Genomic DNA, 22,906 nt, shown 5'->3' on the forward strand with positions numbered 1-22,906 from the left:
CTTTTGTTTATTTCTCTGCAAGTTTCAATGCTTTTCTACGTAACCAAGCAAAAGGCAGTGCAACTAAAGTTAAGAAAAATGCACTTCCTGACTGGCGCTCATATTTTTCAGCCTCTGGTGGCGCGCAATCTTCAACTTCGCCGCTCGGGTTTGGTGTTAAAAGAACAGGTAAGGTAACTGATTCATATTCAATTTCACCATTACTGTCTTTTTCAATATTACCTAAACGATCTCTGCGTTCTACCGTTTTAGTTGCTATCGCATAGATGTGATTAGATTCAGTGATTTTTATCGCTTCAGCAATTGTGTATGGGTAATTGTTACCGCTACTATCCTTACATGGAAGCAAATCGTTTATATTAGTAACCTTGTCATCACCAATTTGGTAAATAAAACCTTCTCTTCTTCGATTACTACTATTTTTCTCTACTTCAGCTTGGCCGATGATAAATCCAGCATCATTGATATCAGTTGCAACCGCTTTTGACCCTTTAAAGAAGTACGGCAATTCAACATACTTGCCTTCGTTTAAATCGTAATAAAAGGCAACCTGCTCACGAATGACATTTCGTACATTTTCAGCCATGTAACCTATAGCTATATTATTGTTGTTAATATCTGTCGCTTTACCAAGCTCATACCATCTTTCTAGATCTTTAAAAGGTGTAAAGTTACCTTCTTTAAAGTAACCTGCTACACCATATGGATATAAATCGTCACCTTCTCGATAAGGCGAGTAGCCAACCGCCACGCCAGCCTTGTTCACAGCCAAAGCAGCACTTATAAACGCGTCGTTTTCATCATCTTTAGGTGTCAAACCTAGGCCAAGACTTTCAGAACTCACCACATTAAAGTTTTCATCAAGCTGCCACTTAAATGCCCTTAAATCATAAAATGGACGGCTAGTAGACAGTTGTCTTACCCAACGACAAACCTGTAACGGCTCATCTTTACCATCACAATTATCATCATAATTTGTTTGGCGGTTCTCTGGAATACCAATACTCGATTGGCCTACAACAACATAACCACCTTCATCTAATTTGCGAATATCCGTAGCAATGGCGTATCCACCATGCTCTGTAAACGCGGGCTCCAATGTGACTTTTTCACCCTGAGGCGTTATCACTATACCTCTAGAGCTCCAGTCTCTCACGAAAAACGTCTTCTCTTCTGATTGACCTTCTGGCGTAAAAGTAGTTTTAGAAAAAGGTGCTGAGCCCCACCCAGCTATCGTGCCATCTTCACTAATAGAGGTTAAATAATTTGATGTTGAACGAGTAAGGCCGTTAGTATCGGCATCTGTGCTATCAAAGAGTACTTGTTCTTGCGCAGATACCGCATCTATGTTTAATGCAATTCTATCTTGTAGTTTTTGATATTCCGCAGAGTTCGCACGCGCACCAAGAAAACTCAACATAAAACGATTCGCGTCAGCGTTCGTTGCAGCCACACCATTTTGTATATCTTCTAAAGTAAAAGATATCTCCTCATCTATGTCTTCGTATGACTTTTTTGCTTGGTCATAAGCATTTTTTATAGTGGCATCATCAAAGTCAATGTAGCTAACGTCAATAGGTAAGCCAAATAAGCTTGTTGCAGCACCTATAATTTGCCCATTATCGTTTACATCTGAGATAAATGTGTATTTTCCACCCTCGTAACGAGGCAACTCTGTTAATTGGTAGGTAGCTGCCAGTGCTTGACTACTTAAGCCAGCAAAAATACTTACAGCTAAAAATGTGTGCTTCATCTTAATCCTTACTACTGATTTTGTAATGCTTCTAGTTCTTCCCAACGCTCAAACGCGGCTTCAAGCTTCGACTCTAGTTCTGCTAGTTCGTTCAACGCGCTTTGTGTTGTTTGTGCATCTTGTTTAAAAAAGTCAGGGGCGTTTACAATTTCTTGTTGCTGTTCTAACGCTTGCTCAAGTGCCTCTACTTTACTTGGCAACTGCTCTAATTCAAGTTTTAATTTGTAACTAAGCTTCGTAGTTTTGTTATTACTTGTTTTAGTCTGCTTTGCCTGTTTTTCTGCATCTTGCTTAACTTGTTTTTCAAGTTCTTTTGCTTGCGCCTGGCGCATCGCTAAATATTGTTCGTAATCGGTATAACCACCGACGATATCCGTGATTTGCCCCGCACCTTCAAAGGCCCATACTGAATTACAGGTGTTATCAATAAATTCACGGTCGTGGCTGACAATTAGGATTGTTCCTTGATACTGATTTACAATGTCTTCAAGTAATTCCAAAGTTTCAATATCTAGATCATTGGTTGGCTCGTCGAGCACCAGGACGTTAGAAGGTTTCAGAAATAGTTTGGCTAGGAGTAAACGGTTTTTCTCTCCCCCAGACAACGCTTTAACAGGCGTTCTAGCCCTCGCTGGTGGAAACAAAAAGTCTTGCAAATAGCCTAGGACATGGCGACTTCTCCCACCCATCATCACTTCTTGCTTACCTTCAGCGACATTGTCTTGTACCGTCGCTTCTTCGTCTAACTTTTCTCGGTATTGATCAAAATACGCAACCTCAAGATTCACACCTTGCTTGATTTTGCCACTATCGGCGGCTAAATCACCGAATAGTAGTTTAAGTAACGTGGTTTTTCCCACACCATTAGGCCCTACGAGCCCGACTCTGTCGCCACGCATAACAAGCGTTGAAAAGTCCTTAGCGATAACCTTATCTTTGAACGCATGATGAACATGCTGTGCTTCAAACACTAATTTACCAGAGCGCTCCGCCGTCTCAATGTTAAAGTCTGTTTTACCAACTTGCTCAACACGCTGTTTGCGCTCATTTCTCAGAGCCTTAAGCGCGCGAACACGTCCTTCGTTGCGAGTTCTTCTCGCTTTGATCCCCTGACGGATCCAAGCTTCTTCCTCCGCGAGCCTTTTATCAAACAAGGCATTTTGAGACTCTTCTACCTTTAGGTCATGCGCTTTTTGCTCTAGGTATTTTGCATAATCGCCGGGGTAAGAAATTAACTTACCTCTATCTAAATCGAGAATACGCGTGGCAACGGCACGAATAAATGCTCTATCATGAGAAATGAATACAATGCCGCCTTTAAATTCTTTTAAGAACTGCTCTAACCAAATTACGCTATTCATATCTAAATGGTTAGTCGGCTCATCTAGAAGTAATAAGTCTGGTTCACTAACTAATGCTTTCGCCAGTGCAACTTTACGCAGCCAACCTCCCGATAACTTTTCTAAACGCATACTTGATTCAAGCTCTAACTGACTTAAAACCAATTTAATACGGCTTTCAAAGCGCCAAGCATCCGCAGATTCAATTTTGTTGGACAGCTTCTCCAACTTACTCAGTAACGCTGGTGATTGATCCGTTTGCAGAGCTTCGCTAACGTGGTTGAATTCTATTAGTAACTCTGCAATATCAGGCAGTCCACTAGCTACATAGTCAAATACTGAGCCTTGTGCGCCTTTGGGAGGATCTTGTTCAAGGCGAGAAACCTTTAACTCACCAACGCGATTGATTTCACCATCGTCTAATAAAACCGCTCCATCAAGTACTTTCAGTAAGGTTGATTTACCAGCACCGTTTCTACCAACGATACAAACCCTTTCTCCTGCTTCGATCACCGCATCTGCATTATCAAGCAAAGGGTGAGTGCCGAACGCCAGTTGTGCTTTTGCTATTCTTATTAAATCCATATTATTCTACGAGTTGTTGAATTTGGTGCTGATCAAAAGGCCAAAATAGTGGTTTTTCATCAGAGAGTCTTTTTATTACGGGTATAGATGTTTGATATTCAGCCATCAATGCTTCGTCGCTTAAAATATCAATCAACGCTACCTCATGAGCTGGTATTACCTGCGATACTAGTTCATGGGCTTGTTCACATAAGTGACACCCTTGCGTGTGGTATAAAACAAACTTAGCCATGCGTTATTAGCCAACTATTATGTATTTGTTTATTGCGCTTAAAATCTGGTGACAGTGTTTCACTTGAAATATTTTCGGCTTTTAGGCCCAGCCCAATCAAGCCAACATCATCTATTTTAAAACCACGCTTATTATTGGAAAAAATGAGTGTGCCTCTTGGACTTAATATTTTTTTCACCCAAGTCAGTAACTGAATATGGTCACGCTGAACATCAAAAACATCTTTCATACGTTTTGAGTTAGAAAAAGTGGGTGGGTCTAAGAAAATAAGATCATATTGACCTTGTGCGTGTTCTAGCCACTTCAAACAGTCCGCTTGTTCAAAACGATAACGTGGGTTCTTCAAATTATTTAATGCAAAATTATCTTCTGCCCATTTTAGATAAGTTTTTGACATATCAACTGTTGTAACTGACTTTGCGCCTCCAAGTGCAGCATGAACCGACGCCGAGCCCGTATAGGAAAATAAATTTAAGAACCGCTTATCTTTCGCGTTGTTTTGAATATAGCGACGAGCAAGACGGTGGTCTAAAAAGAGCCCTGTATCTAAATAATCAAACAGGTTAACTTTAAACTTAGCACCAAACTCTTCCACCGTATCATAACGGTGCTGTTTATCCATTGCGGTATATTGTGACTCGCCTTTTTGTTTTTTACGCACTTTTACCGCAATATTTTCTGGTGCAATTTGTAACTGTTCAGCGGTTAGCGTGATAACATCTTGCAAGCGTTTTTGGGCCACATTATCATCGATCTCTTTTGGTGCAGCGTATTCAAATATCACTGCTGAGTCGTTATAAACATCAACAGCTACATTGTATTCGGGTATATCTGCATCATATACTCGATAAGCGTTGATCTGCTCTTTTTTGAGCCAACTTTTTAACGCTTGCTTATTCTTTTTCAAACGATTTGCAAATGCAGTTGAGCCTTCAAAGTTTAGCCCGGTCTTTTGTTCATTTTGAGAAACTTGACGCTCGTTAAGCTCATACATATTGAGCTCTACATCAATCGGACCATTTTTAAATTTGTAACGTTTTTCTCTTGATAATTTCAACAATTTAAACAAACTATCGTCAGTACCAAGTAACGCTAAGTGCCAATCTTTAAAGTGCTTTTTGAACGCTATCCCCATATTGCGATATAAATTAACCAGCTCAGCCATTGAACCTAACCGCTCACCATAAGGTAAGTTACTCAATACCACACCCGGACGTTTTGCGACCTGACTTAAAGCGTTTGCATCTTGTACACTAAATTTAATATGCTGCGACACTCCTGCTCGCTCGGCATTTTGCTCGGCAACGCTCACAATTTTTTGTTCCAAGTCCGAACCTATCAACCACAATTTATTGTCCTTTTGAGTTGATTTTAGTTCTGATCTAATTTCTTCATACTTTGCTTTTCTAAAGCTCGGCAACCTTTTAAAGGCAAACTCTCTATTCAAATTGCTATAGATATTGTTTGCCATACAAGCTGCTTCAATTAGCAATGTACCCGAACCGCAACAAGGGTCATATAGCGGTCTAGAGCTATCATCAAGCCAGCCGCTGCGTTTAACTAAGGCGGCGGCTAGGTGTTCACGAATAGGAGCCTTACCTTGACGAGTACGATATCCTCTATCAGATAAACGAGGTCCAGAGTAATCGATATATAATGCACACTTATTCTTATTAAGTTTGGCAATTACTCTGATATTCGGATCTGTCTTGTCCACACTTGGGCGCTGTTCATAAAGGTCATTAAAGTAATCAACAATACCATCCTTTATCACCAACCCAGAAAACTGGGTATTTTTAAGCTCATTGTTTGTGCCATTAAATTCTATGGCAAATGTTTGCGTTGGGCCAAACCAATCTTGCCAAGCTTGAAAACGAGCAAATTTATAGAGCGCAGCTTTGTCATTAATCTCTTCGCTTTCGTCTATCATTAACATCACACGAGTCGCGAAACGAGTCGTTAAACAAAACTTTTGCGCAGCTAAGTTATCAGCATTAAAACGAACCGAGCCAACGCTTTGTTTTACTAATTCAAGCCCTGCTTGTTGAAGTTCTTCAGCTAAGAGATGTTCGATACCAATGGATGTGAGCGCGATAAATTGCAATGTACTAACCCTTTATATTCAATTACCCGCGAGTATATCATAGGTTAGAGAGAGCTTGATCACGCCATTTTGGAAATTTTATTACAACTTAATAAGGGATGGATCCTATCATTGAGCACTTTAATCGCTTGAAACTGCTCTAAGGTTAAATTTTCATCAAGCGAAAACTGCTCTGCTAAGCTGATGCATAAACACGCCCCGTCAGTTTGTTCAACAATAAAAAAGTCACCCTCTTGTTGTGTTGAGCGCAAGCGCACTATTGCTTCGGTGCAAGGCTGCTCTCCTAAATATGTCTCAAAAAACCAGCTTTTTGCTTGTACGGGTAAAAGGTAAAATTTTGCAGCTGTCGCGTTAAGCGCAATTTGGCAACACTGAGGTTCAGACCACATATTAAAGCTGCGCAGATAAGCAAACACATTTTGATAATACGCGGCTTCGTTAATACTAAGGTATGGATCTGAATATGCATCTTGAGTCAATTGACGCAAACGAAAAGGCGTGCAGAGGATTAACTCTTCACCTAAATCTACAAGCAAACGATTTCTTTGGCGACAACTAATCCATTGCCACTCTTTAGATGCCTGCAAAGTTATTCTCCCCGTACTATTTTGCTTTGTTGAATAGTACACGGGAGTATAACTAAAAATTCTAAGTGGTGAAAATATTTATAAGAACAATTTGTTAATGATCATTTAGTTATATAACTGATCATTATAAACCGTCAACGATCCTTTTCACCAAACTTGGGCCTTCATAAATAAAGCCTGTATAAACTTGTAATAAAGACGCACCAGCATCTAATTTTTCTTTGGCAGACTCAGCACTATCTATCCCTCCGACTCCAATAATCGGTAGTTTGCCCTCTGTTAAACGTTTAAGTTCACTCACTACAAATGTCGACTTTTCACGTACAGGTCTACCTGATAAGCCACCGGCTTCGGTTCCATACTGCATACCTTGGACCGCTGTGCGCTCCAAGGTAGTGTTCGTAGCAATCACGCCATCTATTCTATTTTTTACAAGCGATTCAGAGATTTGCGCAACTTGTACTGCATCTACGTCTGGTGCAATTTTAACCAGCATAGGCACAGATTTACTATGCTTGGCAATCAAGTCAACCTGCTCATTCTTCAAGCTTTGTAGTAAGTCATCTAATGCGTCACCATATTGTAAGTCACGCAAACCGGGCGTGTTGGGTGAAGAGATATTCACCGTTATATACGAGGCGTGTTCAAACACTTTTCTCATACAATGGATGTAATCGTCCTTGCCCTTTTCATTTGGAGTATCTTTATTTTTGCCGATATTGATCCCCAAGATCCCATCATATTTAGCCGCTTGTACATTCTTGACCAGGTTATCAACCCCTTTATTGTTAAAGCCCATACGGTTAATAATAGCGTGAGCTTGCGGTAGCCTAAATATGCGTGGTTTATCATTACCCGGCTGGGGTTTAGGCGTAACTGTACCGACTTCAATAAAGCCGAAGCCCATTTGCGCAAATGCATCAATACATTCAGCATTTTTATCAAGACCAGCTGCAAGACCCACTGGGTTTTTAAACTCTAAGCCAAGGAAGTTTACTGGTTTATCCGCAGCCGACTGCGACCATGCCATACTCATCGGTGTATGTGCAAAGCGGCGCAAATTATTTAATGCAAAATCGTGTGCCCATTCAGCATCACGGCTAAACATATAGCGACGCGCAATATCATAAAACATGAAAACTCCTAAAAATCCTAAGTAACATAAAAACCTGCAGTGCATGCAGACAAAAAAATACCCCAGCAAGGCCGGGGTATTTTAACGATTTAAAAATTATTTGGTAGTGTCACAATTGTGGCTCAGTAACATAAGCTCACGTAACGCAACTGAGAACTTAGCAAAGTCATGGCTTTGCGACGTTTTGAACTCCTGAAGCATTTGTTGCCAACGGTGTAACAGCGCAGACTGATTATCCATCCACTGCTCGATCAGCGCATTGACATCCTCATCATCACCTTCAAAGCTATTCAATACAACTTCTGATAGTGAACGTTGCTGCCAATCAAGCTCTTCACGATATGAAGCTCGAGCTAGCGCCTGCCAATGGTTAGACACTGGCTGAGCAGTGATTTGGTCCAAGAACCAATGTAAACCCATGCTTGCACCAAGCTTAAAGTAAGTGTTAGAAACCACCCCTACTTTACGGCCTGAGTTTTGTGCAACTTCAGCTAAGTCCATCACAGAGAACAAGCTTGATAGCGAAACAATGCGCATTGCAATATCACTTGGTACACCCTGTTCTTCCAGTTTTTTAGCATTACTTGAGATAGATGTGCTTTCTGACTCAACCATATAGCTTTGCAGATTCTTACTTACATCCTCAAAAACTGGGGCAAAGAACGCTATGGTTTGTTCAATTGTCATTGCTTTATTACGATGACGTAAGAACCAACGTGTAGCGCGGCGAACTGTGCGGCGCAACTGATACAGCATTTCAGTTTGCACTGCTGCTGGGATCTTATTATCCAATGCTGCAATTGAATTCCATGTATGCTTCATTTCGAAAATTGCACTGGCAATTGAGTAACAAAGTGCTATTTCACTATCACTCGCACCCGTCTCTTCATTCATACGTACCATGAAATTCAAGCCCATGTCATTAACAATATTATTTGCTAACTTCGTGGCGATAATCTCTTTGCGCAATGGGTGGTTATCCATGGCTGTACTGAACTTTTCACGCAATGGTACAGGGAAAGAGTTCACAAGTAACTGACGGTAGTACGGATTTTCCGATACATCATCAACAACCAAAGACTCTTTAAGTACCATTTTTGAGTAAGAAACCAACACGGATAGTTCAGGGCGAGTTAAGTCTTTATCGGCTGCTGCACGCTCTGCGAGCTCTTCATCTGTAGGCAAAAACTCAATCGTGCGGTCCAGCTTACCTTCTTTTTCAAGAGCATGAATAAAGCGTACTTTTTCTTTAAGTGTGGCAGGGCCTTTCGACTTAGTGATTGATAAAGTATGTGTTTGACGATAACAATCAGCTAACACTAATTCCGAGACTTCATCAGTCATAGAATAAAGTAGTGTGTCACGTTGCTTCTTGGTTAGATCTCCTTCAGCAACTAGACCATTTAGTAAAATCTTAATATTTACTTCGTTATCTGAACACGCTACACCACCAACGTTATCAATGAAGTCTGTATTAATGCGTCCGCCCTTGCTAGCAAATTCAATACGACCTAACTGGGTTGCACCTAAATTACCACCTTCGCCAAATACTTTTGCGCCAAGCTCAGCACCATTGATGCGTAATGCATCGTTTGCGCGGTCACCGACCTCTGCATTGGTCTCTTTTGAGTGCTTAATGTAAGTACCAATACCACCATTCCATAGCAGGTCAGATGGCATCATAAGCAAGGCTTTGATCAGCTCATTAGGTGTCATGCTCGCTTTTTTAGTGCCGATCATTTTCTTCATTTCTGGTGTCAAGGTAATAGACTTAGCCGCGCGAGAGAAAATCCCACCGCCTTCAGAAATTAAAGATTTATCATAGTCTTCCCAAGATGAGCGAGGTAACGCAAATAAACGTTCACGCTCTTTGTAAGAACTTGCTGCGTCAGGAGTTGGGTCTATGAAAATATGCATGTGGTTAAATGCAGCTTGTAATCGAATGTGCTTAGATAGCAACATGCCATTACCAAATACGTCTCCCGCCATGTCACCAATACCGACAACAGTAAAATCTGTAGTTTGACAATCGATATCCATTTCACGGAAGTGGCGTTTTACAGATTCCCAGGCACCCTTAGCGGTAATACCCATTTTCTTGTGATCATAGCCAATTGAGCCACCCGATGCGAATGCATCTCCAAGCCAAAAGTTATAATCTTCCGCAATGCCATTGGCAATATCAGAGAACGTCGCAGTGCCTTTATCTGCCGCAACCACTAGATAAGGATCTTCTTCATCGTGGCGAATAACATTTTGAGGCGCAACAATCTCACCATGAACAATATTGTCAGTAATATCTAACAAACCACGGATAAAGATTTTGTAGCATTCTTGACCTTCTTTAAAGAACGCTTCTCGCTCTGTAGGTAGTTGCTTGCATACAAACCCGCCCTTTGAGCCCACAGGTACAATAACTGTATTTTTAACCTGTTGCGCTTTTACTAAGCCTAATACTTCTGTGCGGAAATCTTCACGTCTATCTGACCAACGTAAGCCACCACGTGCTACTTTACCACCACGTAGGTGAACACCTTCAACACGCGGCGAGTAAACAAATATCTCAAACGCCGGCAGAGGCAATGGCATATCAGGGATTTCGCTTGGCTTAACTTTGAACGAAACGTAAGACTTATTACTACCATCTTGCTCTTTTTGGAAGAAGTTAGTGCGCAGCGTTGCGTTGATCATATCAACATATAAACGAATGATTCGGTCATCATCCAAGTTAGCAACATTTTCTAATTCTTCGTATATACCAGCGACTACTTTATCAATGGTTTTTTGAGCAGCAGGTTTTGTTGGTGAAAACTTCTTCACAAACAAATCTACGATTTTCGCTGCTATATGCGGGTAGTGGTCAAATGTACTTTCGATGTAGGTTTGTGAGAAAGTAACCCCAATTTGGCGCATATATTTTGCGTATGCTCGCAGAATTGAAGCTTCGCGACCCGTTAGGCCACCCAATAGCACTAAACGGTTAAAACCATCATTTTCTAAGCGATTATGCCAAACATTTGTCAAGGCAGCTCTAAAGCGCGCTGATACTTTATTGAAATCCGCAATACTGTTACTGCCGAGCAGCATTGAGAAATCCATGATCCAATTAACTTGACCATCGCTTGATTTAATTGCATACGGTGTTTCACCAATTACACGTAAACCGAAGTTTTCAAGCATTGGCATGACATCTGACAAATGAATGGGGACATCTTTGTGGAACAAGCTTAAACGAACAATTTGAGAATTAGCTTCTTCTTGAGGGCGGTAGAACAACATATCTAATTTGTTCTCATCATCAAGTTGTTCTAGTTTCTCAATATCGACCACAGCTGCACTTGGTAACACTTCGTCTTTGTATGCGCCAGGGAATGCAGATGCATATTTTCTAAACAACTCATTACCACGAGACTCACCTGCACTTTCTAGCAATGAATCATGAAGTTTATCTTCCCATGTACGGGCTGCTTCGATTAAATTATTTTCGATGTCTTTCACGTTATATTCAATGTTGTTGTCAGCTACGCGCACAGTGTAATGCGTTCGAGCAAGCGTAGACTCTGAGAAGTATGTGGTAAATTCAACTTTTTCTTTTGACTGGAACGCATTAGCCAACAATTGTTGAGTTTCACGTCTAAGTGCTGTGTTATAGCGCTCTCTTGGTACATACACCATACAAGAAAAGAAACGTCCATAAATATCTTTACGAACGAACAAACGACACATATCACGTTCTTGAACTTGTAATACACCCATTGCAACTTCGAGAAGTTCGCTTTCTCGCGCTTGAACTAGCTCATCACGCGGGTAGGTTTCAAGTATGTTTAACACAGCTTTATATGCGTGCGTTCCCTGTGCAAAATCACACATTTGCATGATGCGATTGATTTTGGCTCTTAATACAGGCACATCAGCTGCACTGTTATTGTAGAAGCTTGATGAGAACAAACCAATGAAACGATCTTCCCCAATTACATTGCCTTGCTTATCAAATCGTTTGATACCCACATAGTCTACATAAGCTGGGCGGTGAACTCGAGACAATGAATTTGTTTTTGTCAGTACGAGAAGATTGTTACTGCGGGCTTCTTTACGCGCAACTTCAGGTAATTCAGAAAGCAATCGACCTTGTGCATCGGCTGATTTTTTCATTAGGCCCAAGCTAGTATCTGCGACGTGCTTTAACTCATAGTCACCTTTAACTGGCTCTAAATCATATTGACGATAGCCCATAAAAGTAAAGTTATCTTGAGTTAACCAATCTAAAAACTCAATGGCTTCTTTTACTTCGCTTTCATTGCAATTAAAATGACGTTTTGGGATGTCTTTAATGACTGACTTGAGTTTATCACGAATAGGTAACCAGTCTTCTACTGCCAATGATACATCTTGAAGCACAGACTCAAGCTCTTTAGTAAATGCTTCTATCTCATTTTTATCTGTTTGACGGTCTATCTCAATAAAGAACACTGTTTTGGTCGATGTCGACTCTTGTTCTGCCTTTAAGTTTGAAATAGCAGTTATTTTTCCAGCATCATCGCGTTGAATTTTTAGCGGACTGTGCAATAGCAAGTGCGAAACTATGTTTTCGCGATTCATTGCCATACGTACTGAATCAACTAAAAAAGGCATATCTTTAGCAATAATCTCTACGATGGTGTGAGATGACTGCCAGCCATCTTTCGCCACCTCAGGATTGAATACGCGAATTACCGCTTCGTCTGAGTTGTTTTTTTCGAGAGAATTCCAAAGACTAAGTGCAGCGCCATATAGGTCACTATCGTTTCGATTTGCCAAGTCCTCTTTAGACATATTGCTGTACAAAGCTTTGGCAAATGTTTCAACGAGTGACACGTTCTCTGCATGAACTTTTTTGTGGATCAACTTACATACGTTATCGAGGATAACTGATGCTGGACCTTCATTTTGTGTCATATGTGTTCCTTAATCTATACCACCTTTGAACGGTAGATTATGTGTACAGCTGTTTATTAGCGTGGAGTCAGTAGAATTTTAACCTTTCTGACGCTAATAAACAGCCTTTTCGACGAAAACATTTTAAGCTTTTCAGCCATTTGCTCATCTATTCACAAAATATAGATATAAATAGCCAATCTTGGCTATTTAGACGCACATTTATTCACGATTTTTTTTCTGGTCAGTCCAGAGAAGCGTACCTATAGCTGGTAATAATAGCACTGCTCCAAGCATATTGACTAAAAACATGAATGTTAAAAGAATACCCATATCAACTTGGAACTTGAGCGCTGAGAAAATCCATGTACTCACACCTATAGCCAAAGTAATTCCGGTGAATAAAACTGCACTACCACGCTCAGCTAAGGCATTTCTATATGCAACCGATAAAGGGGTTCCCTGTTTCAATTGACCCATCATTGAAGACAGGATATAGATGCCATAATCAACACCTATGCCGACGCCTAAAGCGATCACAGGTAGCGTTGACACTGTCAAACCTATTTCGAGTTTAACCATTAGTGCTTGCGCCAAGGTCGACACTATATATAGCGGCAGAACAACAGCAATAGTCGCTTTTACACTTCTAAAGCTCAATAAGCATAGGATAATAACGGCACCGTAAACGTAAATCATCATCGGTAATTGAGCCTCAGATACCGATTCATTGGTCGCAGCCATCACCCCTATAGGCCCTGAGGCTAACTTAAATTGTACCTTATCTGTGTCCTCTTCCTCAGCAAACTGCTTAATGCTAGAGACAACATGATCGATGGTTTCTGCTTTGTGATCCTCCATAAAAATAATAATGGGCATCACTGAGCAATCACCATTAAGCAAACCTGTACTTGTTTCAACGCGAGACGTAGCTTGCACTAATGACGCGCTATTTCTAGGTAAGGTTTGCCATTTCTGGTTTCCTTCGTTGTAACCCGCATTGACGGCTTGCGCAACAGAGCTAAGCGAAACCGCTGATTGCACACCTGCTAGGTTTTCAACACGCCATTGAAAGCGACTCACTCTAGCCATTGCATCATATTCAGTACATGCTGCAGGGTATGCTTCAACAATAACCTTTAATATATCAGAGGAAATAGCGTAACGATCAGATATCAAGAACGTGTCTTGATTATAACGCGCATCCTGATGAAGCGCAGGTGCGCCGGCATGTAAATCACCGATGCGCATGCTTTGCGCTTGCCAATAGCCAAACACAAATAGCAATCCTGATATCACTAAGATCACCCGTGCCCACTTTTTATCCGTGGCGCTAACTAATCCCTCTCTTAAACGCGTAAATACCGTATGAGTTGCCGTTTTACCGTCATCTAACCGTCTAATTTTACTAGAATTAAAGTACGAAGCTAAGATTGGTAGCAACACAAGGTTAGTGAAAATGATAACCGCCACACCTAAACTCGCCGTAATTGCAAGTTCTCTAATGATACCTATATCAATCGCCAACAAAGTTAAAAAACCAACCGTGTCAGAAAGTAAGGCAATTCCCCCTGGGATTAACAGCGCTTTAAAGCTTGCTTGGGCTGCAATTTTACTAGTGGCTCCCTCAGCTACTTTTTTACCTATAGAGTTAATCATTTGCACACCATGACTAACACCTATTGCAAACACTAAGAACGGCACCAAAATAGACATCGGGTCCAAACCAAAGCCTAGACTTGAAAGTAGCCCCATTTGCCAAACTACCGCAATGATAGAACAAGCAATTGGTAACAATGTTAGTTTAAAGCTTTTGCAAAATAGCCACACCATAATAAAAGTAAAGGCAATTGCAACAGCGAAAAACAAAACAACTCCTTTTGCGCCATCGGCTATATCTCCAGCCATTTTGGCAAAACCGATAATATGAATGCTCACTTTATCAGTACTTAGAGGCTCACGAATTTGAGACTCTAGCTTTTTCGCAAATGATAGTGTGTCTAACTTTTCTTGTGTTTGCGGGTCTATTTCCATTAACTGCGCACTTACCATCGCACAGCTATAATCACTGGCAATCATGCGCCCAACCACATTCGCCTTTTCTATATTCTGCTTTACAACCGCAAGCCCTTTCTCAGTTGCCGTAAAATTAGCAGGAATAATCGGACCACCAGCAAAACCATCTTCAACCACCTCAACAAAACGCGCACTAGGCGAAAATATTGAATTTACAAGTGGTCTGTTAACACCAGGGATAAAATATAACTGATCATGAACAGCTTTTAGTTGCTTAAAAAACTCGGGGTTGAAAATATCACCATCTTCATCACATACAGAGATCAAAATGCTATTTGCCCCACCAAATTGCTTTTCATGCTTTAAATACAGTTGCATATACTCATGCTGCAATGGAATGTTTTTATTAAAAGAAGCATCCAGTTGAATATGCGTGGCTTTATAGCCAAGTAAAAACGTCAAAAGTGTAAACAGTAGTAATACTGCCATCCTGTGACGAAAAACAATGTATTCTAATTTATTTAAAACGGCTTTCATTACTTCTTAGCCTCCCAAGTTTTTAGCCCCTTTTCGGTGGCTAAAATCAGTTTATCTTTGAAGGTAACAGCCGATAGTATCGCATGACCGCTACTTAATTGAGATGAGGTAACCTGACCTTGATTGTAACCAAACAAGAATCCACTATTAGCCAACATGTAGAGTGTATCTTTGAATGAAACGAGTGAATTGATGGTCGCTTTGACAGGTGTTTTTATTTTTTCGAACTCAAGCGTATCGGCATTTGCAACAAATGCATTGCCTCGTAAGCCGGCCACTATTACTTGCTCATTTGAATATGGTGCTACCGCAAAGAATGAACCAGGATAAAACTCCTCAAGTCTTTGCCAAGTTTTACCTTGGTCTTCACTCATAGCAACGAGACCCATTTCGCCTACCAGATATATGCGGGCTTTTTGTACAAGTATTCGATTAAAATGGGGCAATATGAATTTGGTTTCTTCCTCATAAGCTTGAGGATCTTCTTCTTTTAAGTTGCGTAAATAGTCTTTGTCATCAGGATGAACAAAGTCGTCGATAAAGCGTTTTGTCCATGTTTTTCCACCATCTTCAGTTTGATAAAACATGCCATAGGCGCCAATAGCAAAGCCTTTATTACTATCTACAAACTCTATGTCTAAACAAGGCTTTTGCTGCTGTGGTAAATATTGTTGAAGCTGCCAACTAAGCCCTTTGTCGCCACTGAACAAAATACTACTATCGTGACCACATGCCCAAGATTTATCGGCGCTCAGTGCAGTAACAGCAGTCAGCAATGACTGTATAGGTACTTGCGCCTGTCGCCAATTGTGACCATCTTCACTAGTCACTATCGTGCCATGCTTACCAACTGCTATCAGCGTACCTTCATTATCAACAATGTCTGTAAATAAGGTCCTTTCAGGGTGGTTAACTTGTAATGCGGGCTCAGGAGTGGTTTGTGCACTCACGGTCGTACAAAACAGTACACAGACACTTGCAATGGTTGTTTTTATCATGCTGAAACTACTCAAATAAACGTGACAAGAGGCGAGAACTCGCCGAAATAATATAGAAATGCTAGCAGTCGCATTGACCGCTAGCAGGAGTTGATCGAGCTCAGGCTTAACGTTTGCCCTCACGGCGTAACGCGCTTTGCGTAAACTCATTGTCTTGGAAAGACTGGCTAAAGTCATACATTTGCTCTTCGTTATCTAAGCCAATAGCTAAATAACGGCGAGAGTTCAAATCATGATAAACGTCTAATGTACTCCAATGAGTTGGTACTTCGTAGTAATTCAAGCCATGCGCCATCGCTACACGATACATTTGGTCGCGATTATCATAAAGATCCGCAATGTGGATTTGCCAGCTATCTTCGTCTATGTAAAACACGCGTTTTTTGTAAATATGTCGAGTACCTTCTTTAAGATTCGCCTCTACTACCCATACTCTGTGTTTTTCATAGCGCACATGTTCTGGATTAATATGGCCAGGCTTTAAGATGTCATCATATTTAAGCTTATCACTGTGAAGCTTATAGCTATTGTACGGGATATATAACTCTTTTTTACCTTTAAGTGTCCAGTTATAGCGGTTTGGTGAGCCGTTAAACATGTCAAAGTCATCCGTAGTACGCAAGCTATCCGACGCTGTTCCCGGTGCGTCGTATGCTACATTTGGCGCACGACGCACGCGACGCTGACCCGTGTTATAAGTCCAAGCTTGGCGAGGCGTTAAAATTTGGTCCATTGTTTCATGCACCAATAACGCAGTACCGGCTAATCGAGCAGGCTCTGTTACTCTTTGCTTAAACTTAAACAGTACATTTGACTCCTTAAGCTCTTCTGGCGTTGCATCTAATGCAGAGTACTTAACTAAGAGTTTTTCGTCGAAACCAATTAAGTTATAGTCACCCGACTCGGTTGGCATCGCCTGCCCACCAAAACGTGCAATCGATAAGCCACGATAACGCAACAAGTGATTCCAGATGGCTTCAAGACCATCTTTTGGCACCGGAAATGGAATACCAATTGCGGTATTTTTTATCCCATTACCATCTTCAATAAGCTCTGCGGTTGAAGCATATTTCTTGGTTGCATCGTAAACAAATTGCGGATACGACGCACTACGACGAGTTGGGTATATATTCATTTTGAACGTGTCAGGATACGTTTCAAACAATGCAACTTGTCCAGGACTTAAATACTCTTTGTACTTATCGAGATTTGATTTGTCGATAGTAAACAAAACCTTATCATCAGCATAAGGATCTGGGTGGTGCATACCAGGTTTATAATTAGCTGGCGGCTGCGTGATGCCACCATCCCATGCCGGAATTGAGCCGTCTTTATTTCCTGCTTTTTCTGCACCAATCGGTGTTAAATCAGCGCCTAAACGCGCTACTTCATCTGCCGACATTTTTGCTATTGCATTGCTTGCCGATAGCATCGTTATCATTGTTGCGGCAAGTAGTGTAGGTTTTCTAAACATACTGAAAGCCCTTAAATTGAATACTTGATATTGAAAGACACAAAATCACGGTCTGCGAATGTATTTGTTGCTCCACCACCCCAGAAGGTGTTGTAGCCAAAATCAAACGACCATGCATTTTGATAATTGAAATTCATGGTTACACCCAGCGATTTACGATCTTCAACAAACAAGAACATAGGATCAGGTGTAATACCATTTACATCATGTGAAAACACAACTTTAGGAGAAAAGTTTACGCCAGCGAATAGGTTATTAAATACCCCTTTAGCGATTAAACGATAGCCCCATGCAGACGAGGTTGGGAACGGGTTCACTTCAGGGCCGTTCGAAACTGCTTGATGGATCAAGTTATAATCTTTACCCGAGATGCCCTCGATGGTGCCACTTCGACCTGTACCAGCTACGTTAAGACGAAGTTGATCATAATTAGGCATATCTTTAATTGTAACAGCACCTAGCTCGCCCACTACTGCCCAGCTATCTGCACCTAAAGATGGTCCGAATAAGTGCGTGGCAGTAAATTGAGCTTGCAACGTATCTTTTAATACATAGCCCTGTGCAATCTCTCCCGGCTCGACATACGCAACAGCATCTCCTTCACTAAGTTGAGAGAAGCCCGCAAAATCTTCACGTCGGCCAGAATAAGCTAATTGCTCAACCATACCCGCGTACAACAGCTCCACATCGTCAATCTGAAGAGGTTCATCTTGGCGGTAAGTAAACTCACCCGAAAATGCCGTCTCGCCCAATGCAGTATTAAAACTCAAACCATATAATTTAATATCTTCTGGATACTCAATGATACCTTGAGTGAACGCATTTAGATTAGTAACGTTATCTTCTGTGATTGTGTTACCTGAAATATAAGCCAAGTCTTGCGCAATGGCCGCATTAGTAAAGTTTGAGGCCTTACCAGATATTAAAGGTCTGCGGCTATGATAGTTAATGTAATAAAGCGCAATTTCAGTATCATTTAACTCTGGCGAGTAAATCCCTAAACGCAAACCATACTGACCGCCGTCTTCTGGTTCTTTTTTACCTGCATCACCCTTGCCTTTTAGAGCAACTTTTGTGGGATATGCTAGATACATTTGAGCTAATAGTTTCTGTGCCGATTCGCTGCTGGTTACACCAGCTTGCGTCACGTCTAACCCCTGCGCTGTTAGTGCTCCAAGCCACGTGGTTTGTAGAGAGTTTAACGAGTCTGTTAGGTGTTGTAAGTCTATATCTGGGTTAGAAGTAAACCCTAGCTGAACATTTTGCGAGAAGCCATTTGCCGACGCAAAATCGTTTGTTGAGAAATAGCTACCTGATGCTGGCAGGCGCGTCTCATGCCAATCATATTGATAAAAGCCTTCAAGCGTAATATTTTCGGTGATACCTAGTGATGCCCAAAGCATACCTACAGGGATCAATGCTTCTTTGACTTCAGAACCTGGCGCTTTTAATCGGTCGATATCAACAGGGTTAACGTTAATACCATGACTTATCAAAGTACTTTCACCCCAGTTCACAACCTGTTGGCCCAAACGCACTGAAAGTGGGTTTTTACCATCATTGAGGTCAAAGTCTGCCCATACAAACGCGTCTAGCAAACGAATATCTGAACATACCTGTTCTTTCGTTTCATCATAGGCACAAGGGTCTACTTTTTTACCTGAAACCGGGTTGTTGTATGCAAAGTCACCATCTTCCATCGCAAAATCATAAAAATACATAAAGCGAGAAAAGAATCCATAGTTATCCTTGCTAATAGAAAGGTCGTGAGTTCCTTTAACTAACTGCGAAAACGTATCCCCTGAGTCGAAATTCAAGTTTCCTGCGTCACCGTTATTAGAATAGGCGCCTGGTGTAGACCATACATCGGCAGAGCTATATACGGTATTTCCGGTTAACGCGTTGTAACCAGACCAATCAAATCTTGGATGGTTACTTTTGCCAATATATTGAAAATCTCTGTCTTCAACGCGAATACTCTGTCCGTAAGAAAAAGTCGAGTCGAAAGTGATATCAAAATCACCGACTTGAAAGCTTGCAGCAAGTAAAGGTGCACTGCTCATTGAGAGCGCAGCAGCACTAAGACCGAGCATGATTTTGTTTTTCACAAAAAGCGATCTTTTTATCATTATTTCTCCCCCTTATGGCGGGTATTTTCTAATCAAGTTGTTGTTTTTTGTTGTCGTAACGATAGAAGCGAATTATCTAAATTACAAATGGAACGCGTTCAATCGGTGCTTTTTAGCTTTTAGGTCGCTATTTTACTCTTGGTAAGACGTCCTACCAGATAATTTATAACACGTAATTTAACTTTATAACAAACCCATTTACTAAAAATACAATAGGATAAGCTTAAAATTCTGCATTAAGTGATTTTTTCAAGAGAAACAAAGCCATTTTGGCCATCTAGACATAACCGAAAGCGCCCTCTTATACCCAAAGATGAAACAAACTTTCTAATATGAACAGCAGGAAAGCGAATCCGCTTTCCTGTATCCTCCGTTACCTGAATATATTTAATATTACCTTGGTAGTACTGCATACATTGATCGTATGTAAGGTATATTGTAAAAAAATATTCCTGCACTTTGTCTCACCTAACTTAATGCTTTTTCAACTTTTTCATATAGATCATCACTTAGATCTGGCAGTTGTGATAAGCGCTCTAGTTGTGCTCGCATTAAAGATTGGCGTTGTTCATCAAAACGCTTCCACGACATAAAAGGAGTGAGCATGCGTGACGCATTTTGTGGATTAATTGCATTAAGCTCGATAAGCAAGTCGCCAAGCAATTTGTATCCCTCACCATCAATACGGTGAAATTGACGCGAATTATTACGAGCAAAACTTCCAACTAGTGCTCTTACTCGATTCGGATTAGATTTATCAAAACACGGATGCCCGTACAAGCCCTTGATATTTGCAATCGCATGCTCACTATCGAGTGTTGCTTGCAATGCAAACCACTTATCCATCACTAATAAGTCATGTCGCCACTGAGAATCGAATTTAGCCATCACTTCATCAACCGATGACAACTGGGCATTAAACGTTGCCTTTAGAGCACCAAATTTAAGCGTCATGTTGTCACTATCTAGCTGCTTATTTATCCATTGACAAACTTGCTCGTCAGCAACAAGAGCCAGATAATATAAGCAGACATTTTTCAATGCACGCGCAGAAATGGCATCATGTGTAAGCGCCCCGGCTTCTACACTGGCTTCATAGGCCTGTTTAAGAGGCTCCAGTAGGGCAGTGGCGATGTCCTTTTCAAACTGCTCAATACATGCATTTAGCGCATCTACGGGTACCTGCTCAAATACGCAAGATAATGTATCAAAACTTGGCACTCTAATAAGCTCTGCGAGCAATGCCAAATCACCATTTCTTTTAGCTAGTAATGCTTTGAACGTATCCAGTAGCGCTTCAGATAATGCTATATTTCCAGAGCTGTTAAATTGCTCAACGCCATTTAGAACTTCAAGTTCGAAAGCCTTTTGTGCCGCTTCCCAGCGTGCATAGTCGCTGCTAGCGTGTGCAATAATGTGTATAAGGTCAGATAGCTTGTGCTCAAATTTAACTATCACAGGCGCTGAGAAGTCTTCAAGTAGAACCGCAACAGGCCGCTCAGGAACTTGCTCAAACACCAATGATTGAGTTTGTTCAGTAATATTTATGACTTTAGATACTCGTTCACCATTAATAAATAATGGTAAAGCATGCCCAGATTGATCGAGTAACTCAATTGCAAATGGTATATGCAACGGGCTTTGGATAGGGTCATTTTTCGCAGATTGTTGCGTTATCGTACAGACGTATGTGGCACTTTCTGGGTGATACTCTGTTGTGACTGTAAGTATTGGTGTACCAATTTGGTCATACCACAACTTAAACTGAGTAAGGTTAACATTACTAGCATCTTGCATTGCTGCAACGAAATCGTCACAGGTCACTGCTTGACCATCATGGCGCTCAAAATAAAGTTGCATTCCTTTTTGAAAATTTTGTTCGCCCAATAAAGTGTGCATCATGCGGATCACTTCAGCACCTTTGTTATAAACTGTAACAGTATAGAAATTATTCATTTCAATTACTTGAGTCGGGCGGATTGGGTGAGCCATTGGCCCAGCGTCTTCAGCAAACTGATGTGTTCTCATTGCCATAACGGCATCTATACGATTAAGCCCCCGAGAGCCAAGATCGCTACTGAATTCCTGATCTCGAAAAACAGTTAACCCTTCTTTCAAAGAGAGTTGGAACCAATCACGACAGGTCACTCGGTTACCCGTCCAGTTATGGAAATACTCATGGCCCACAATTGACTCTATCGTATGATAATCTCTATCAGTCGCAGTTTGCTGATTAGCCAAAACACATGAACTATTAAAAACATTTAGACCTTTATTTTCCATGGCACCCATGTTAAAAAAGTCAACTGCAACAATCATGTATATGTCTAGGTCATACTCTAGGTTAAACCGCTTCTCATCCCATGCCATTGCACGCTTAAGAGATTCCATTGCATGATCAGCTTTACTTAAGTTACCTTTGTCAACAAACAAAGCCAAATCGACTTTTTTCCCAGACCCCGTAACAAACTCATCTTCGAGAAGATCAAAGTCCCCTGCCACTAACGCAAATAAATAGCTGGGTTTTTTAAAGGGATCATGCCACGTTGCAAAGTGCCGTCCGTTAGGCAATTGACCCGATTCAACTTTGTTACCATTGGCAAGCAAAAATGGGACAGATTGCTCACCAATAACGGTCACTGTGTAAACGGTTAACACATCAGGTCTATCCAAAAAGTAAGTTATCTTTCTGAAACCTTCAGCTTCACACTGCGTGCAATACGCGCCACCCGATAGATACAACCCTTCTAGGGAGGTATTGGTCTGTGGTGAGATCTCAGTGTCAATTTCAAGTACAAACTCAGTAGGTAGATCAGTTAATAGCAAGTAGTCTTGCCCACACTCGTAAGTCTCAAAGCGATTTCCGTCAACAGTCAATGAAAGTAGTTTGAGTTCAACACCATCTAACTTTAAAGATGTTGCGCCCTCAGAGGCGATATAACGCGCTTTTGCTTTTACGGTTGTCTTAGTGGGGTGTAAATCAAAGGTAAGATCTAAACTAGCTACCTGATGAGATGGTTCTTTATAGTCTTTTAGATACTTAGCTTGAGGCTTAGTTTGCATAGTTTTTCCTCAAAAAAACGCCCCGAATAACCAGGGCGA

At 41.1% G+C, this 22,906-nt stretch carries 13 protein-coding genes; all 13 read right to left on the reverse strand.

All coding sequences use genetic code 11. The annotated features are described in order from the left end of the window. Positions 1 to 7: 7 nt before the first annotated feature. The gene (locus GDK41_RS09080; protein WP_152086109.1) at positions 8 to 1,753 is read right to left on the reverse strand and encodes a DUF3466 family protein; all 1,746 of its coding nucleotides are present in this window, start codon (positions 1,751 to 1,753) and stop codon (positions 8 to 10) included. Between the two features lie 11 nt (positions 1,754 to 1,764). Beyond that, entirely contained in the window at positions 1,765 to 3,678 is a 1,914-nt protein-coding gene (gene uup / locus GDK41_RS09085; protein WP_152086110.1) for an ATP-binding cassette ATPase Uup, read from the reverse strand. Between the two features lies 1 nt (position 3,679). Then, positions 3,680 to 3,910 carry a glutaredoxin family protein gene (locus GDK41_RS09090; RefSeq protein ID WP_152086111.1) on the reverse strand — a complete coding sequence of 77 codons (231 nt, stop codon included), beginning with the start codon at positions 3,908 to 3,910 and terminating at the stop codon, positions 3,680 to 3,682. Next, positions 3,903 to 6,014, reverse strand: coding sequence for a bifunctional 23S rRNA (guanine(2069)-N(7))-methyltransferase RlmK/23S rRNA (guanine(2445)-N(2))-methyltransferase RlmL (gene rlmKL, locus GDK41_RS09095; RefSeq protein WP_152086112.1), 2,112 nt, complete (start codon positions 6,012 to 6,014; stop codon positions 3,903 to 3,905). The genes GDK41_RS09090 and rlmKL overlap by 8 nt, the downstream gene beginning before the upstream one ends. A gap of 59 nt (positions 6,015 to 6,073) precedes the next feature. Then, positions 6,074 to 6,601: a cell division protein ZapC domain-containing protein gene (locus GDK41_RS09100; protein WP_152086113.1), complete on the reverse strand. Its 528-nt coding sequence runs from the start codon at positions 6,599 to 6,601 to the stop codon at positions 6,074 to 6,076. Positions 6,602 to 6,725: 124 nt separating this feature from the next. Next, the gene (pyrD, locus tag GDK41_RS09105; RefSeq protein ID WP_152086114.1) at positions 6,726 to 7,736 is read right to left on the reverse strand and encodes a quinone-dependent dihydroorotate dehydrogenase; all 1,011 of its coding nucleotides are present in this window, start codon (positions 7,734 to 7,736) and stop codon (positions 6,726 to 6,728) included. 96 nt (positions 7,737 to 7,832) lie between these two features. Beyond that, complete coding sequence (locus GDK41_RS09110) at positions 7,833 to 12,671, reverse strand: NAD-glutamate dehydrogenase (protein WP_152086115.1); 4,839 nt, start codon at positions 12,669 to 12,671, stop codon at positions 7,833 to 7,835. 201 nt (positions 12,672 to 12,872) lie between these two features. Beyond that, the gene (locus tag GDK41_RS09115) at positions 12,873 to 15,203 is read right to left on the reverse strand and encodes an efflux RND transporter permease subunit (protein WP_152086116.1); all 2,331 of its coding nucleotides are present in this window, start codon (positions 15,201 to 15,203) and stop codon (positions 12,873 to 12,875) included. After that, entirely contained in the window at positions 15,203 to 16,201 is a 999-nt protein-coding gene (locus GDK41_RS09120) for a WD40/YVTN/BNR-like repeat-containing protein (protein ID WP_152086117.1), read from the reverse strand. Before GDK41_RS09120 ends, GDK41_RS09115 begins: the two co-directional genes overlap by 1 nt. A gap of 106 nt (positions 16,202 to 16,307) precedes the next feature. Further along, positions 16,308 to 17,675, reverse strand: a complete 1,368-nt coding sequence (locus GDK41_RS09125) for a DUF1329 domain-containing protein (RefSeq protein WP_152086118.1) — start codon at positions 17,673 to 17,675, stop codon at positions 16,308 to 16,310. Positions 17,676 to 17,686: 11 nt separating this feature from the next. After that, positions 17,687 to 19,804 carry a DUF1302 domain-containing protein gene (locus GDK41_RS09130; RefSeq protein WP_152086119.1) on the reverse strand — a complete coding sequence of 706 codons (2,118 nt, stop codon included), beginning with the start codon at positions 19,802 to 19,804 and terminating at the stop codon, positions 17,687 to 17,689. A gap of 236 nt (positions 19,805 to 20,040) precedes the next feature. Beyond that, positions 20,041 to 20,262 (reverse strand): DUF2835 domain-containing protein, encoded by a 222-nt coding sequence (locus GDK41_RS09135; protein WP_152086120.1) that lies wholly within the window; start codon positions 20,260 to 20,262, stop codon positions 20,041 to 20,043. A 10-nt stretch (positions 20,263 to 20,272) separates the two neighbouring features. Continuing rightward, on the reverse strand, positions 20,273 to 22,867 hold the full coding sequence (gene pepN / locus GDK41_RS09140; protein WP_152086121.1) for an aminopeptidase N: 2,595 nt from the start codon (positions 22,865 to 22,867) through the stop codon (positions 20,273 to 20,275). Positions 22,868 to 22,906 lie beyond the last annotated feature (39 nt).

This window comes from Pseudoalteromonas sp. A25 (assembly GCF_009176705.1).
GTDB lineage: Bacteria > Pseudomonadota > Gammaproteobacteria > Enterobacterales > Alteromonadaceae > Pseudoalteromonas.